At 72.8% G+C, this 15,110-nt stretch carries 16 protein-coding genes; 10 read left to right on the top strand and 6 right to left on the bottom strand.

The genetic code is table 11. From position 1 onward, the window contains the following. Window positions 1-52: 52 nt before the first annotated feature. A complete protein-coding gene (locus tag A3CQ_RS0149775; RefSeq protein ID WP_020518483.1) occupies window positions 53-742 on the top strand; it encodes a hypothetical protein in 690 nt (229 codons plus the stop codon). A 466-nt stretch (window positions 743-1,208) separates the two neighbouring features. Here the strand turns inward: A3CQ_RS0149775 and A3CQ_RS0149770 are convergent, their stop codons facing one another. Beyond that, on the bottom strand, window positions 1,209-2,213 hold the full coding sequence (locus A3CQ_RS0149770; protein WP_020518482.1) for a sugar phosphate isomerase/epimerase family protein: 1,005 nt from the start codon (window positions 2,211-2,213) through the stop codon (window positions 1,209-1,211). A 10-nt stretch (window positions 2,214-2,223) separates the two neighbouring features. Next, window positions 2,224-3,393 carry a Gfo/Idh/MocA family protein gene (locus tag A3CQ_RS0149765; RefSeq protein ID WP_020518481.1) on the bottom strand — a complete coding sequence of 390 codons (1,170 nt, stop codon included), beginning with the start codon at window positions 3,391-3,393 and terminating at the stop codon, window positions 2,224-2,226. A gap of 101 nt (window positions 3,394-3,494) precedes the next feature. Here A3CQ_RS0149765 and A3CQ_RS0149760 point away from each other — a divergent pair, with 101 nt between their 5' ends. Then, on the top strand, window positions 3,495-4,493 hold the full coding sequence (locus tag A3CQ_RS0149760; protein WP_020518480.1) for a LacI family DNA-binding transcriptional regulator: 999 nt from the start codon (window positions 3,495-3,497) through the stop codon (window positions 4,491-4,493). 20 nt (window positions 4,494-4,513) lie between these two features. Here A3CQ_RS0149760 and A3CQ_RS0149755 read toward each other — a convergent pair whose 3' ends face one another. Genes A3CQ_RS0149755 through paaI form a run of 4 tightly spaced genes read right to left on the bottom strand, consistent with a single transcriptional unit; the run spans window position 4,514 to window position 8,000 of the window. Continuing rightward, complete coding sequence (locus A3CQ_RS0149755; protein WP_063713694.1) at window positions 4,514-5,707, bottom strand: glycoside hydrolase family 3 N-terminal domain-containing protein; 1,194 nt, start codon at window positions 5,705-5,707, stop codon at window positions 4,514-4,516. A gap of 11 nt (window positions 5,708-5,718) precedes the next feature. Beyond that, window positions 5,719-7,035 (bottom strand): phenylacetate--CoA ligase PaaK, encoded by a 1,317-nt coding sequence (gene paaK, locus A3CQ_RS0149750; protein WP_020518478.1) that lies wholly within the window; start codon window positions 7,033-7,035, stop codon window positions 5,719-5,721. A 9-nt stretch (window positions 7,036-7,044) separates the two neighbouring features. After that, window positions 7,045-7,632: a TetR/AcrR family transcriptional regulator gene (locus A3CQ_RS0149745; protein WP_020518477.1), complete on the bottom strand. Its 588-nt coding sequence runs from the start codon at window positions 7,630-7,632 to the stop codon at window positions 7,045-7,047. Next, window positions 7,629-8,000: a hydroxyphenylacetyl-CoA thioesterase PaaI gene (paaI, locus tag A3CQ_RS0149740; protein ID WP_020518476.1), complete on the bottom strand. Its 372-nt coding sequence runs from the start codon at window positions 7,998-8,000 to the stop codon at window positions 7,629-7,631. The genes A3CQ_RS0149745 and paaI overlap by 4 nt, the downstream gene beginning before the upstream one ends. Before the next feature lie 109 nt (window positions 8,001-8,109). On the opposite strand from paaI, the gene paaN reads away from it, so the two are divergent. The 8 genes from paaN to paaE are packed head-to-tail and all read left to right on the top strand — an operon-like array spanning window position 8,110 to window position 15,102. Further along, a complete protein-coding gene (paaN, locus tag A3CQ_RS0149735; protein ID WP_026207090.1) occupies window positions 8,110-9,804 on the top strand; it encodes a phenylacetic acid degradation protein PaaN in 1,695 nt (564 codons plus the stop codon). Continuing rightward, window positions 9,801-10,538 (top strand): enoyl-CoA hydratase/isomerase family protein, encoded by a 738-nt coding sequence (locus A3CQ_RS0149730; protein ID WP_020518474.1) that lies wholly within the window; start codon window positions 9,801-9,803, stop codon window positions 10,536-10,538. The genes paaN and A3CQ_RS0149730 overlap by 4 nt, the downstream gene beginning before the upstream one ends. Continuing rightward, window positions 10,535-11,425, top strand: coding sequence for a 3-hydroxyacyl-CoA dehydrogenase family protein (locus tag A3CQ_RS0149725; RefSeq protein WP_020518473.1), 891 nt, complete (start codon window positions 10,535-10,537; stop codon window positions 11,423-11,425). Before A3CQ_RS0149730 ends, A3CQ_RS0149725 begins: the two co-directional genes overlap by 4 nt. Continuing rightward, the gene (gene paaA, locus A3CQ_RS0149720) at window positions 11,422-12,357 is read left to right on the top strand and encodes a 1,2-phenylacetyl-CoA epoxidase subunit PaaA (protein ID WP_020518472.1); all 936 of its coding nucleotides are present in this window, start codon (window positions 11,422-11,424) and stop codon (window positions 12,355-12,357) included. Before A3CQ_RS0149725 ends, paaA begins: the two co-directional genes overlap by 4 nt. Further along, window positions 12,354-12,650, top strand: coding sequence for a 1,2-phenylacetyl-CoA epoxidase subunit PaaB (gene paaB / locus A3CQ_RS0149715; protein ID WP_020518471.1), 297 nt, complete (start codon window positions 12,354-12,356; stop codon window positions 12,648-12,650). Before paaA ends, paaB begins: the two co-directional genes overlap by 4 nt. Before the next feature lie 7 nt (window positions 12,651-12,657). Further along, on the top strand, window positions 12,658-13,557 hold the full coding sequence (paaC, locus tag A3CQ_RS0149710; protein ID WP_020518470.1) for a 1,2-phenylacetyl-CoA epoxidase subunit PaaC: 900 nt from the start codon (window positions 12,658-12,660) through the stop codon (window positions 13,555-13,557). Beyond that, complete coding sequence (gene paaD, locus A3CQ_RS0149705; protein WP_020518469.1) at window positions 13,551-14,042, top strand: 1,2-phenylacetyl-CoA epoxidase subunit PaaD; 492 nt, start codon at window positions 13,551-13,553, stop codon at window positions 14,040-14,042. The genes paaC and paaD overlap by 7 nt, the downstream gene beginning before the upstream one ends. A 1-nt stretch (window position 14,043) precedes the next feature. Beyond that, window positions 14,044-15,102: a 1,2-phenylacetyl-CoA epoxidase subunit PaaE gene (paaE, locus tag A3CQ_RS0149700; RefSeq protein WP_020518468.1), complete on the top strand. Its 1,059-nt coding sequence runs from the start codon at window positions 14,044-14,046 to the stop codon at window positions 15,100-15,102. The last annotated feature ends 8 nt before the right edge of the window (window positions 15,103-15,110 follow it).

The raw sequence follows: 15,110 nt of genomic DNA, 5'->3' as shown, positions 1-15,110 counted from the left end.
GACGGCGGCGGGACAGTTGCCGCCGAACGACCCCGTCTCAGGAGGAGCACTCATGTCGACCATCACCACCGCACTACGGCTGCGCCGGTACACCATGGGCGCCGCCCTGATCCTGTTCCCCGCCCTTCTGGTTGCTCAGGCCGCGGTCGATCCGGGCGACGGCGACACCGCAGAGGAGATGTACGCCGCGGCGTCACAACACGTGAACCTCCACGTGGCGTCGGCGCTGTTGCTGCTGATCTCAGGAGTCCTGATGGCCCCCGCCGTCGCCGGCATCCTGCACCAGGCCCGCGACCGCGGCGCCGCCCTGGCCAACGTTGCCGCCGTCCTAGCCGTGCTCGGCGGATTCGGCCACGCCGCGATCGCCCTGTACGTCCTGTTCACCCTGTCGCTCGCCGGCGGCGAACCGACCCAGATGGTCGCCTACGTCGATCGGCTCAACGCCAGTGTCCCGGTCAACGCCGTGGCATTCCCCCTCATCTTCTGCTTCGGCCTCGCGGTGCTCACGATGGCGTGGTCGGCCTGGCGCGCCGGCCTCATCGGCTGGTGGGCCCCGGCCGTGGTCACCGCCCTCGTCCTGGCCCACGTCCTGCTGCCCGATCCGCCGGCCGCCACCGAGCTCGTCAGCATGATCGTCCTGACCGTGGTCTTCGGCCTGCTGGGATGGCGGATCCTTCGGATGACCGACACTCAATGGACCGGAGTCCGACCCGTCGAGACACCAATCCCGGCCCACGCCTGACCCCACCGCCGCCCGGCGGCGCTGCCCCGGCGGCGCCGCCCGCGCCGTGCCGCCCGCGCCGTGCCGCCCGCGGCCGTGCCGCCCGCGGCCGTGCCGCCCGCGGCCGTGCCGCCCGCGGCCGTGCCGCCCGCGGCCGCGCCCCGCCGCGTCGGGCCGTGCTGCGCCGCGTCGGGCCGCGCCGCGCCGCGTCGGGCCGCGCTGCACCGCGTCGGGCCGCGCTGCGTCGGGTCGCGCCGCGCGGTGCCCGGGCCGCGCTGTGCCCGGGCCGCGCCGGGCCGCGCTGCACCCGGGTCGCGCCGCGCCGGGCCGCGCCGCGTTGGGTCGCGCCGCGCTGGGCCGGGTCGCGCCGCGCTGGGCGGGTCGCGCCGCGCTGGGCCGGGTCGCGCCGCGCCGGGTCGCGCCGCGCTGGGTCGCGCTGGGTCGCGCCGCGCCGGGACGCGCTGGGTCGGGGCTCGGGGCGGAACGGTCAGGAGACGCCGGCTGATCGGGCGGCTGCGAGGAGGCTGTCGGCTGCCCGGCGGAGGCCTTCGATCTGGTCTAGCTCGGTGTCTTCGTGCTCGATGTTCACTGCCATGTCGGGGTCGATCGCGTGCAGTGCGCGTAGGAAGGGCACCCAGAACTCGTCGCCGTGGCCGCGGCCGACGGCGACGAACTGCCAGGACGGGTGCTGCGGCCATTGGTTGAGCGTGTTGCGGCCGCCTAGGTTGAGCGGGTTGCGGTCGGCCGGGGTGCGGGTGAAGCGGTCGTCCAGGACGCCGAAGAGGCGCACGTTCTCCGCGTTGATGCGGGTGTCTTTGGCGGCGGCGTGGAAGACGAGGTCGCCCAGGTGTTCGACGGCGGCCACCGGGTCGATGCCCTGCCAGAAGAGGTGGCTCGGGTCCATCTCGGCGCCGACGTGGGTGGCGTGGGTCTGCTCGACCAGGCGCTGCAGGGTGGGCGGGTTGAAGACCAGGTTGTGCGGGTGCATCTCGATGCAGACCTTCACGTCGGCGTCGGCGGCGCGGGCCTGGATGTCGGTCCAGAACGGGATCGCGACCTCGTTCCACTGGTGGTCGAGGACGTCCAGCCACTGGCTGTCCCACGGGTTGACCATCCAGTTGGCGGTGGCGGCGCCGGGGTGGCCGCCCGGCAGGCCGGACATGGTGACCACCCGCTTGACGCCGAGCAGCGCGGCGAGCTCGATCGTGCGGCGCAGGTCGGCCGCGTGGCGGGGGCCGACCAGCGGGTCGGGGTTGAGCGGGTTGCCGTTGACGTTGAGACCGGTGAGCGTGATGCCGGCCTGGGCGAAGCGGCCCAAGTATTCCTCGCGGGCGGCGCGGCTGGACAGCAGGTCGTCGATCGGGATGTGCGGCGAGCCGATGAAGCCGCCGGTGTTGATCTCGGCGCTGGTCAGGCCCAGTTCACCGAGGATCTTGAGGGTCTCGTCGAGGGGACGGTCGTGCAGGCAGGCGGTGTACGCGCCGAGTTTCATGGGGGACTCCTCAGAGCTGGACGGGCTTGTCGGTGGCGGACACGACCGCCTCGAGGACGCGCAGGTTGTGCAGGCCGTGTGCCATGTCGGGGCACGGCGGCAGGGTGGTGACGCCGGCGATCTGGTCGAGGAAGGCGCGGGCCTGGTAGACGAAGAAGTCGTTCTGCCCGTGGCCGACGGTGGGGAAATCCATGGGCAGGCCCCGGGCGACGTACGGATGCCAGGGGCCGATGAAGACCGTGCGCACCCCGTTCACCGCGGTGGCCGGGCCGGCGTCGGCGATGGTGAACTCGGCGGGACGGGTCAGGTCGAACGAGGCCGTGCCGTTCTCGCAGAACAGGTCGATGCGCAGCGTGTTGGCGTGGCCGAAGGCGACCCGGGACAGCGAGAAGGTGCCGACCGCACCGCTCGCGTAGCTCGTCGTGAAGGTGCAGACGTCCTCGTTTTCCACGGGGACGCGCTCGTCGCTCACCTGGACATCGCCGGCGTGGCCCATCGCGACGCCGAGGGGGCGCGGGCGGTCGGTCACCAGGGTGGCCATCGTGGTGCCCTGGACGCCGACGGTGGCGCCGCAGAAGAACTCGGCGAGGTCGACCAGGTGGCTGCCGATGTCGGCGAGCACGCCGCTGCCGGGACCGCCCAGGTATCGCCAGCTCATCGGGCGGCCGGGATCGTAGCCGTAGTCGCACCAGTAGTTGCCGACGAAGTGGCGCACGGGGCCGAGGGCGCCCTCGACCTGCTGCTTGATCGCATTGATCGCGGGGGAGCGGCGGAAGGTGAAGCCGACGGCGTCGACCTGGCCGGGAGCGGCGGCAGCCGCCTCGACCATGGCCTGGGCGTCGGCGACGGAGGGAGCGAGCGGCTTTTCGCAGAGCACGTGCTTGCCGGCGGCCAGGGCGGCCTCGGTGATCTCGCGGTGCAGACCGTTGGCGACGGCGATGCTGACGGCGTCGACCTCGGGGGAGTCGACGATGGCGCGCCAGTCGGTCTCGGCGCGGGCGAAACCGTACCGCGCGGCGGCGTCGGCGGCGAACGGCTCGTGCAGGTCGGCGACGGCGACCAGGCGGGGAGCGGGCAGGCCGAGACCGAAGACGGTGGCGGCGTTGCGATAGGCGTTGGCGTGGGCGCGGCCGACCATGCCGGCCCCGATCACCGCCACGCCGATGGATGGCTGGGACATGGGGTGAACCTCCAGAGGGGCGATCTTTTAAAGCGCTTTAAGTCCCTGTACTATCTGAGTCGATCTCGATGTGTGTCAAGGCCTGCACGGGGAGTGAATCAGTGGATCAGCGTCCGCGCCTCGCCGACGTCGCCGCCCGCGCCGGCGTCTCGACCGCATCGGTGTCCCTCGTTCTCCGCGGGGCGCCGGGCCCGAGCGCCGAGACCCGCGAGCGGGTGCTCGCGGCCGCCGCCGATCTGTCCTATCGCGCCGACCGCACGGCCAGCCTGCTCGCCCGCCGCCGCCGGCACCTGCTGGGCGTGCTGCTCGACGTGCGCAACCCGTTCCACGCCGAGCTGGTCGAGGAGGTGCAGATCGAGGCCGGCCGGGCGGGCTACGAGGTGGTGCTGTCCACGCTCACCCGCGACCGCGACGAGGCGCGCGCCCTCGAGACCCTGCTCGACTTCCGCTGCGAGGCGCTGATCCTGCTCGGCCCCGACGCGTCCGACCCCGCGCTCGACGAGCTGGCCGCCCAGGTCCCCTGCGTCGTGGTCGGCCGCCCGGTCGCCGGCGCCGACGTGGACGTAGTGCGCCCCGCGGAGGACGTCGGCGTCGACGCCGCCCTCCATCACCTGATCGATCTCGGACACAGCCGGATCACGTTCGTGGACGGCGGCCGTGGCGCCGTGGCGGCGACGCGGCGCCGTGGCTACCGCCGGGCGATGCGGCGGGCCGGGCTGGTCGCCGAGGTCCTGCCGGGCGATCACACCGAGGAGGGTGGCGTGCGCGCCGGGCGCCGCATCGTCGCCGAGCACGTGCTCCCCACGGCGGTGGTGGCCTCCAACGACCGGCTCGCGGTCGGCGTGATGGACGCGTTCGTCCGGGCCGGCGTCGACGTTCCCGGCCAGGTCTCCGTGGTGGGGTACGACGACAGCACCCTGGCCCGCCTCGCCCACATCGACCTGACCTCGATCAATCAGGACGCCCCGGCCCAGGCGCGCAACGCGGTCCAGGCCGCCGTGTCGCGCCTCGACGGTGGCCGCACCCGCCGGCTGGAGACGGTCCTGGTCCCGCACCTGGTGGTGCGCGGCAGCACGGGCAAACCCAGGCCGGCCGGCTGAGGGCCGCGGGAGCTGAGGGGTCAGCAGGTGAGCAGCCCCGCGCGCGCCTTGGCCTGCAGCACGTGCCGGGCGGCGTCGGTCAGCCGGGCGCGGAAGGCGGGGTCCTGCCCGGCCCGGTCGATCAGCGCGGCCGCCATCGGCGCCGCGTCCGGCGGGCGGATGGTGAGCACCTGGTCGCCCCCGGCCGCCACGAACCGCACGGCCCGCTGGCCGACCGGCACGCCGCTCACCGCGACCGCCGCGCCCAGGTCGTCCGACATGACCAGGCCGCGGAAACCGAGCCGCTCGCGCAACAGCCCCGTGATGATCGGCCCGGAGAAGGCGGCGATCGCGGAGGAGTCGAGGCGCGGATAGCCGGCCGACGAGATCATCACGGCCGCCGACCCGGCCTGGATGCCGGCCCGGAACGGCTCGAGGTAGGGATCGTTTGCGGTCGTCGTCGTGTCGACCGCCTTGGTCGAGGTGTCCGTGTTCGCGCGCACCCGTCCGAGCCCCGGGAAGTGCTTGAGCGTGGTCAGCACCCCGGCTCCCTGGCTGGCGGGCACGATCGCGCGGATGTCCGCCGCCACCCGCACCGGGTCGGAGCCGAACTGCCGGTGCCAGTACCCGATGGGCGGGTTGTCCTCGCCGACCGACGCCGGCACGGTGTCGGCCACCGGCGCGAGATTGATCGTCACCCCGATCCCGGCGAGCCGGCGGGCGCTGTCCCGGTTCGTGTCCCGCACCGTGGTCACCGGCCCGGCGCCGAGCGCCTGCGCCGTCGGGATGCGCGGGAAGTCGGCGCCCTTCAGCGTCTGCACGTTCCCGCCCTCCTGGTCGAGCGAGATCAGCAGCGGCAGCGCCGACTGTTTCTGCAGCGCCGCGATGTCCCCGCGCAGCTCGGCCGCGCTGTTCGTGCTGCGCCCGTGCAGGAAGACCCCGCCCAGGTGGTACCGCCGCACGGTGTCGCCCAGGCCGCTCGGCGCGTCCACCGAGGTGCCGACCATGAGCACCTGACCGGCCCGCTCGGCGAGCGTGAGCTTTCCGAGGGTGCGGGTCACACAGTCGGCGGAAGGCGAGGGCGACGGCCGCGCCGAGAAGGACGGCGACGAAGACGGGGGCAAAGAGGGCGAAGGCCGGGCCGAGGTCACCGACGGGGCGGCCGCAGGCGGCGAGGAGCTGCACGCCGCCAGCGAGAGCACGATGGCACTGCAGGCGATCATCCGGTTGCGCATCGGCGCCCAGGTTAGCCCCTTTCCGCACCCCCTCGAAGGTCGACTATGCGCCGCATCTTGCCCATGGATCGCTCCACTCCGTCCGGTTCGATCACGTCGACGCGTACGGAAACCCCGATGTTGTTCTTGATCGCGGTGACCAGATCGTGGCCCGCCTGCGTGGCCACCGCGGGGTTGGCGTCGGCCCGGCGTTCGACCTTCACCGTGAGCGCGTCGAGACGGCCGTCCCGGGTCAGCACGCACTGGAAATGCGGCGCGAGCGCAGGCGTACGGAGAATGAGCTCCTCGATCTGGGTGGGAAAGAGGTTCACGCCGCGCAGGATGATCATGTCGTCGGTGCGGCCGGTGATCTTTTCCATGCGGCGCATCGGGCGGGCGGTGCCGGGCAGCAGCCGGGTGAGATCGCGCGTGCGGTAACGGATCACGGGCATGGCCTGCTTGGTCAGCGACGTGAGGACCAGCTCGCCGGACTCGCCGTCGGGCAGCACCTCGCCGGTCAGCGGGTCGATGATCTCGGGATAGAAGTGGTCCTCCCAGATGTGCGGGCCGTCCTTGGTCTCGACGCACTCGTTGGCGACACCGGGACCCATGACCTCGGAGAGGCCGTAGATGTCGAGCGCGTGCATGTCGAGCCGCTCCTCGACCTCGCGGCGCAGGTCCTGCGTCCAGGGCTCGGCGCCGAAGATGCCGATCTGCAGCGACGTGCCGCGCGGATCGACGCCCTGCCGCTCCATCTCGTCGACGATGGCCAGCATGTAGCTCGGCGTGACCATGATGATCTCGGGCTCGAAGTCGGTGATCAGGCGGACCTGGCGTTCGGTCATGCCGCCGGAGACCGGGATGACCGTGCAGCCCAGCTCCTCGGCGCCGTAGTGCGCGCCCAGACCACCGGTGAACAGGCCATATCCGTACGCGACGTGCACGCGATCGCCGGGCCGGCCACCCGACGCGCGGATGGAACGCGCCATCAGCTTGGCCCAGGTGCGCAGGTCGTCCTTCGTGTACCCGACGACGGTGGGCCGGCCGGTCGTGCCGGAGGAGGCGTGCACCCGGGAGATCTGCTCGCGCGGCACGGCGAACATGCCGAACGGGTAGTTCGCCCGCAGCGCCGCCTTGTCGGTGAACGGGAAACGCGCCAGGTCGGCGAGCTCGCGCAGGTCGGACGGGTGCACCTGTCGCTCGTCGAACGCCTTGCGGTAGTGCGGCACGTTCTCGTACGCGTGCTGAAGCGACCATCGCAGGCGGGTGAGCTGAAGCTCGCGCAGCTCGTCGACGGAGGCTCGCTCGATGGGGTCGAGATCCGCGGGGTTGGGGGAGCGGTCCTGCACTTCAACCTCCTATAGGCGCAGTCCCTCGAAGGCGATCGTGGTGACAGCGCCGGCCATCGCCTCGGCACCGCCATGCCGGGGTTTGTACCACTCGGTCAGTGAGTTGACCATGCCGAGCAGCAGGCGGGCCGCGGTCGCCGGATCGACGTCCGGCCGGACGCCACCCTCGGCCTGGGCCTGTTTCACCAGGTCGGTGACGATCGCGTCGAACTCGCGGCGGCGGGCGAGCGCGTGCTGCTCGACCTCGGTGTTGCCGCGGACCCGGAGCAGCACGGTCACGAACTCGAACCGCTCGGCGAGCACGATCACGCAGAGCTGGATCAGTCGCTCGAGACGGTCGAGCGCGGGCAGCTCGAGATCGCGCACCTCGTCGGCCGCCTCGAAGAGCCCGTCGAGGGCCTGGTCCATCGCCATCTGCAGCAACTGCTCCTTGCCGCTGATGTGGTGGTAGACGCTCGACTTGGTGATGCCCAGCGACACGGCGATGTCGTACATGCTGGTGGCGTCGTAGCCGCGCTCGTTGAACAGGCGGACGGCGGCGGTCAGCACGGCGTCCTGATCGTGGCCGGGGCGTCCGCGGCGTCGCGGCGCGGTCATGCCGGGCCGATCGTGCGGCTGCGCCCGCGGAACTCGGCGACCACGTCACCCTCGCACATCACCGTGACGTCATAGATCCCGCTGCGACCCTTGGTCACCCTTTCCTGGGCGTACGCGGTGAGCACGTCGCCGGTCGAGGTGGTGCGCAGGAAGCTGATGTCGGCCCCGGCGGCGACGGTCACCGGACCGCGGCTGTTGCAGGCGCAGGCGAACGCCGTGTCGGCGAGGATGAAGACGTAGCCGCCGTGGGTCATCGCGTGCCCGTTGACCATGTCGCCGGTGACCGTCATCCGCACCGTGGCCTGGCCGTCCCCGGCGTCGAGCAGCTCGATGCCCAGCGCCTTGGACGCGGTGTCACGGTCGAACATGTCGTGGGCCGCCGTTCGTGCCACCTTCACCCCCGGGACTCGCGCGGGACTTGAATACCAACCGATCGTTCGGTAGAGAATAGGGACAGCCAACCGCAATGGAGCGCAGATGACAACCCCCACCGAGTTGTACGAGACGCATCGCGAGCTGCTCGACCGGGCCGTCCGGGCCACCCGCGAGCGCGACTACTGGTCCGCCTTCCCGGAGTCGCCGAGCAAGTCCGTCTACGGTGAGGACGCCGCGCCCGCGGGCGAGCGCGCGTTCACCGCCCTCCTCGGCAAGACCTTCCCGATCGAGGTGCCCGGCGCGGCCGGCACCGTCGCCACCGAGCGCTCGCCGTTCGGCATCGAGCTCGGCGTGAGCTACCCCAAGGCCGACCCGCTCGCCCTGATCGCGGCCGCCCGGGCCGCCACCCCCGCCTGGCGCGCCGTGGGCCCGCTCGGCCGCGCCGGCGTCGCCGCCGAGATCATCAAGAGGATCAACGCGCGCAGCTTCGAGCTCGCCCACGCCGTCCAGCACACCACCGGCCAGGCGTTCGTGATGGCGTTCCAGGCCGGCGGCACGCACGCGCAGGACCGCGCGCTCGAGGCCGTGGCGTACGCGCTGGCCGCCTCCACCCGCCTGCCGGCCGATGCCGCCTGGGCCAAGCCGCAGCGCGGCGGCGACCCGCTGCGCCTCGAGAAGATGACGACCGTCGTCGGCCGCGGCGTCGCCGTGGTGATCGGCTGCACCACGTTCCCCACCTGGAACAGCTATCCCGGCCTGTTCGCGAGCCTGGTCACCGGCAACGCCGTGATCATCAAGCCGCACCCGGGCGCGGTCCTGCCGCTCGCCATCACCGTGCAGATCTGCCGCGAGGTGCTGGCCGAGGCCGGCCAGAGCCCCGACCTGGTCACGCTCGCCGTCGAGGAGCCGGGCGACGGCATCGCGGCCACCCTCGCCACCCACCCCGACGTGCGCATCGTCGACTTCACCGGCTCCAGCGACTTCGGCAACTGGCTCGAGGCCAACGCCCGGCAGGCCGTCGTCTACACGGAAAAGGCCGGCCTCAACACGGTGATCGTCGACTCGACCGATGACTACAAGGGCCTGCTGCGCAACCTGTCCTTCTCGCTCTCGCTGTACAGCGGCCAGATGTGCACCACCCCGCAGAACATCCTGGTCCCCCGCGACGGCATCGAGACCGACGCCGGCCACAAGAGCCTCGACGAGTTCGGCGCCGACCTGGCCGCCTCGCTCGGCAAGCTGCTCGGCGACCCCAAGCGGGCGGCCGGCACGCTCGGCGCGATCGTCAACGACGGTGTGCTCGGCCGGCTCGCCGAGGCGGGCACGCTCCCGTCGGTCGTCCACCCGTCGGCCGAGGTCGCCGACGAGCAGTTCGCGAACGCGACTATCCGTACCCCCGTGGTGGTCCGGCTCGACGCCGCCGACGACAAGGTCTACACCCGCGAGTGGTTCGGCCCGGTGTCGTTCCTCATCGCGACCGACTCCACCCCGGCGAGCCTCGCGCTCTTCGTCGAGACCGTACGCGCGCACGGCGCGCTGACCGCCCTGGTCCACTCGTCCTCGCCCGACGTGCTCGACGCGGCCCGCGAGGCGGCCCTCGACGCCGGCGTGCACCTGTCGGAAAACCTGACCGGCGGCGTCTTCGTCAACCAGACCGCCGCCTTCAGCGACCTGCACGGCACCGGCGCCAACCCGGCCGCCACCGCGTCGCTCACCGACGACTACTTCGTGACCGGCCGCTTCTTCACCCTCCAGTCCCGCCACCACGTGCCGGCCGCGGGGGTCGAGGGGCCGTGAGCACGACGACGCTGCGGATCGAGGAGCTCGACGACCGGGTCGTGGTGACCCTGTCGCGGCCCTCGGCGCGCAACGCGATGAACGCGGCGATGGTGGGCGAGCTGCACGACGTCTGCGCCGCGCTGGAGGAGCGTCCCCGGCTGCTGCTGCTCACCGGCGACGGTGGCACGTTCGCGGCCGGGGCCGACATCGGCGAACTGCGCGAGCGCGGGCGCGACCAGGCGCTGCGGGGCATCAACAGCCGGGTGTTCGACCGGATCGCCCGGCTGCCGATGCCGACGGTCGCGGCCGTCGACGGGTACGCGCTCGGCGGTGGGGCCGAGCTCGCGTACGCGTGCGACGTGCGCCTCGCGTCGCCGTCGGCGGTCTTCGGCAACCCCGAGCCCGGCCTGGGCATCCTGGCCGCGGCCGGGGCCTGCTGGCGGTTGCGGGAACTGGTCGGCGCCTCGGTCGCCAAGCAGGTGCTGCTCGCGGGCAAGCGGCTCGACGCCGAGGACGCCCTGCGGTTCGGCCTGGTCGCCGAGGTCGCGCCGGCCGGTGAGCTCCTCAAGCGGGCGCACGCCCTGCTCGACCGGATGGCCCGGTCGGGAGCGCTCGCGCTGCGGCTGACCAAGCTGGTGGCCGATGCGCCGGGTGGCCACCCGATCGCCGACGACCTGGCCCAGGCGATCCTCTTCGAGTCCGCCGACAAGCGGGACCGGATGGACGCGTTCCTCGCCGGAGGCCGGTCATGACCGGCCCGGTTTCGCCGGCGGCGCCGAGGCCGGCGGTGCCGAAGACGGTCGGCGTCATCGGTGGTGGCCGGATGGGCGCCGGCATCGCCCAGGTGTTCGCCGTGGCCGGGGCGATCGTCTGCCTGGCCGAGCGGGACCCGGCGGCCGCCGTCGCCTCCCGCGACCGGGTGGCGATGGGCCTGCTGCGCGCCTCGGAGAAGGGCCGGCTGACCGAGTCGGCCGACGCGGTGCTCGAGCGGCTGCTGCTGGTCGACGACGTGGCCGCGCTGCCGTACGACACCGATCTCGTGGTCGAGGCGGTGCCGGAGGAGGCCGGCCTCAAGATCCAGGTGCTGGCCGCGGCCGAGGACGCGGTCGGCGATCACACCGTGCTGGCCAGCAACACCAGCTCGCTGTCGATCGCCGGGATCGCCGACGGGCTGCGCCGGCCCGGGCGGTTCCTCGGGCTGCACTTCTTCAACCCGGTGCCGGCCAGCAGCCTCGTCGAGGTCGTGGTCGGGCCGGTGACCGGCGACGACGCCCGCGACGCGGCGCGTTCCTGGGTGGCCGGGCTGGGTAAGACCGAGGTGGTGGTGCGCGACTCGCCCGGGTTCGCCACCAGCCGGCTCGGGGTGCTGCTCGGCCTCGAGGCGATCCGGATGCTCGAGGAGGGCGTGGCCGACGCCGCCTCGATCGACCGGGCCATGGAACTGGGCTATCGCCACCCGATGGGGCCGCTGCGCTCCACCGATCTGGTCGGGCTCGACGTGCGGCTGGCCATCGCCGAGCACCTGCACCGCGAGCTCGGCGAGCGGTTCGCGCCGCCCGCGCTGCTGCGGGACAAGGTCGCGCGGGGCGAGTTGGGCCGCAAGACCGGGCACGGTTTCTTCAGCTGGGAGGCATCATGACCGCGAGCGCCGGGGAGCGGGTCTTCGCCGAGACGATCGAGAAGGACCAGCGGGTCGAGCCGCGCGACTGGATGCCGGAGGGCTATCGCAAGACGATGATCCGGCAGATCGCGCAGCACGCGCACTCCGAGATCATCGGGATGCAGCCCGAGGGGGCGTGGATCACCCGGGCGCCGTCGCTGCGGCGCAAGGCGATCCTGCTCGCCAAGGTGCAGGACGAGGCCGGGCACGGGCTCTACCTCTACTCGGCGGCCGAGACGCTCGGCGCCGACCGGGGCGACCTCACCCGGCGGCTGATCGAGGGCCGGCAGAAGTACTCGTCGATCTTCAACTATCCGACGCTGACCTTCGCCGACGTGGGCGTGATCGGGTGGCTGGTCGACGGCGCGGCGATCTGCAACCAGGTGCCGTTGTGCCGCAGCTCGTACGGGCCGTACGCCCGAGCCATGATCCGCATCTGCAAGGAGGAGTCGTTCCATCAGCGGCAGGGCTACGAGCTGCTGATGACGATGATGAGCGGTACGCCGGCCCAGCGCGAGATGGTGCAGGACGCGACGAACCGCTGGTGGTGGCCGTCGCTGATGATGTTCGGGCCGCCCGACGCCGACTCTCCCAACAGCGCGCAGTCGATGGCCTGGAAGATCAAGCGGCACAGCAACGACGAGCTGCGGCAGCGGTTCGTCGACATGACCGTCCCGCAGGCCGAGGCGCTCGGCGTCACCCTGCCCGACCCGGCGCTGCGCTGGAACGCCGAGCGCGGGCAGCACGACTTCGGCGAGATCGACTGGGACGAGTTCAAGCGGGTCATCTCCGGGGGCGGGCCGTTGAACGCGGAGCGGATCGCCCACCGGCGGCGGGCCGACGAGGAGGGCGCCTGGGTGCGCGAGGCCGCCGCGGCCCACGCGGCGAAAAGGGCGGAGGCGCGGGCATGACCGAGGAGATCCGGCACGAGTGGCCGCTGTTCGAGGTGTTCGTGCGGGCCAAGCGCGGCCTCAACCACGTGCACGTCGGGTCGCTGCGGGCGGCCGACCCCGAGATGGCGCTGCACCACGCGCGCGACCTGTACACCCGCCGCAACGAGGGGGTCAGCATCTGGGTGGTGCGCTCCGACGACGTGGTCTCCTCGGGGCCGGAGGACAAGGACGCTTTCTTCGCGCCGAGCGGCGACAAGGTCTACCGCCACCCGACGTTCTACTCCATTCCCGACTCGGTTCCGCACATCTGAGGCCGCCATGTCCTTCGACGACGACGCCTACGGCGCGCTCACCGATCACGACGACGATTCCCGCTGGGCGTACGGGACCGGCTTCGCCGACCCGATGGCCGGGGTGCCGACGGCCGTCCCCGACGACGTCGACCGGGCCGACCTCGCCGCCTACTGCCTGATGCTCGGCGACGACGTCCTGGTCATGTCGCACCGGCTGCAGCAGTGGGTTACCCGCGCGCCCGAGCTGGAGGACGAACTGGCCCTGGCCAACATCGGACTCGACCTGCTCGGCCAGGCCCGCCTGCTGCTCACCCGGGCCGGCGAGGCCGAGGGCGCCGGGCGCGACGAGGACGCCCTGGCCTACCTGCGCGACCCGGCCGGCTTCCGCAACGTGCGGCTGGCCGAGCGCGCGGACGCCGACTTCGCGTACCTCCTCGCCCGGCTGCTGGTCTTCTCCTGCTGGCGGCTCCCGCTGCTCGACCGGCTGGTGGCCTCGCGCGACCCGGTGCTGGCCGCGATCGGCGCCAAGGGCGTCAAGGAGGTCACCTACCACCGGGAGTACGCGGCCCAGTGGGTGGTCCGGCTCGGCGACGGCACCGACCTCTCCCACCGGCGGATGCAGGCCGCGATCGACGCGGTCCTCCCGACCGCCGGCGAGCTGTTCCGGCCGCACGAGGTCGAGTCCCGCCTCGCGGCGGCCGGCGTCGCGGTCGACCCGGCGGCGCTGCGCCCCGAGTTCGACGAGGCGATCACCCAGGTGCTCGACGCCGCCACGCTCAGCGCGCCGGCCGGTGGTGAGGTCTCCGGCGGCGAGATGGCCGGTCGTGCCGGGCGAGGGCGGGACGGGATCCACGGGCCCGAGCTGACCGAGATCCTCGCGGAGATGCAGGAGCTCGCCCGCGCCCTGCCCGGGGGTGTGTGGTGACCGCGGCCGAGGTGGTGGCCACCGTGACCGACCCGGAACTGCCGATGGTGACCCTGGCCGACCTCGGCATCGTGCGCGAGGTGCGGGAGACCGCCGACGGTGTCGTCGTGGCGATCACGCCCACGTACTCGGGCTGTCCGGCGATGGAGACGATCCGGGACGACATCGTGGCGGCGCTGTGGCAGGCCGGGTTCGGGCGCGCCGACGTACGGACGCAATTGTCGCCGGCCTGGACCACCGACTGGATCAGCGAGACCGGGCGGGCGAAACTCGCCGCCGCCGGCATCGCGCCGCCCGGCGCGGCGCCCCGGCGATCGGCCGGACCGGTGCCGCTCGTGCTCGCCCCGCGCACGGAGTCGGTCGCCTGCCCGCAGTGCGGGAACGCGCGCACCGAGCAGATCTCCGCGTTCAGCGCGACCGCGTGCCGGGAACTGCGGCGATGTCCGTCCTGCCGGGAGCCGTTCGAGCACATGAAGGAGATCTGACGTGGTGGTGCGCGACTTCCATCCGCTGCGCGTCGCCGGGATCGAGCGGCTGTGCGACGACGCGGTGGCCGTCACCTTCGAGGTGCCCGGCGATCTCGCGGAGCTCTACGACTTCCGAGCCGGGCAGTCGCTGACCGTGCGACGGCCGGCCGACCCGGCCGACGAGCGGCGCAGCTACTCGATCTGTGCGCCGGTCGGGGCGCGTCCGCGCATCGGCGTGCGCGAGGTGCCCGGTGGCCTGGTGTCGTCCTGGCTCGTGCGCGACCTGCGGGTGGGGGACGCGGTGGAGGTGGCCCCGCCGACCGGCGCGTTCACGCCCGACCTCGACGCCGGCGGCCGGCACGTGATGATCGCGGCGGGGTCGGGGATCACGCCGGTGCTGTCGATCGCGACGTCGTTGCTGCGGCGGCCGGGATCCCAGGTCAGCATCTTGTACGGCAACCGGCGCGCCGACACGGTGATGTTCGCCGAGGAGCTGGCCGACCTCAAGGACAGCCATCCGTCGCGGCTCGAGCTGGTGCACCTGCTGTCGCGGGAGGCGCGCGAGGTCGAGCTGCTCAGCGGGCGGCTCGACGCGGCCAAGATGCGGGCCCTGCTGCCTATGCTGATCGACGTCGGCGCGGTGGACCACTGGTGGTTGTGCGGTCCGTTCGGGATGGTCACCGACGCGACCGAGGTCCTGATGGCGTACGGGGTGCCGGCATCGCGGATCCACCGGGAACTGTTCTGGGTGGACGAGCTGCCGCCCGAGCCGCGCCGGGAGGAACGCGGCATCGAGGGGCCGAGTAGCGAGGTCACGGTGGTGCTTGACGGCCGGGCCACGACGGTGACCGTCGCGGAGGGCGACACGGTGCTGGAGGGAGCGCAGCGGGCGCGGCCCGACCTGCCGTTCGCCTGCAAGGGCGGGGTGTGCGGCACGTGCCGGGCCCGGGTCGTCGACGGCGAGGTGACCATGCGGCGGAACTTCGCGCTCGAGCCGGCCGAGCTGGCGGCGGGCTTCGTCCTGACCTGCCAGTCGCGTCCGGCCACCCCCAAGGTGGAGGTGAGCTACGACGACTGATCCCGCCG

The organism is Paractinoplanes globisporus DSM 43857, assembly GCF_000379645.1.
GTDB lineage: Bacteria > Actinomycetota > Actinomycetes > Mycobacteriales > Micromonosporaceae > Actinoplanes > Actinoplanes globisporus.
This window is presented reverse-complemented; position numbering and strand designations above follow the sequence as displayed.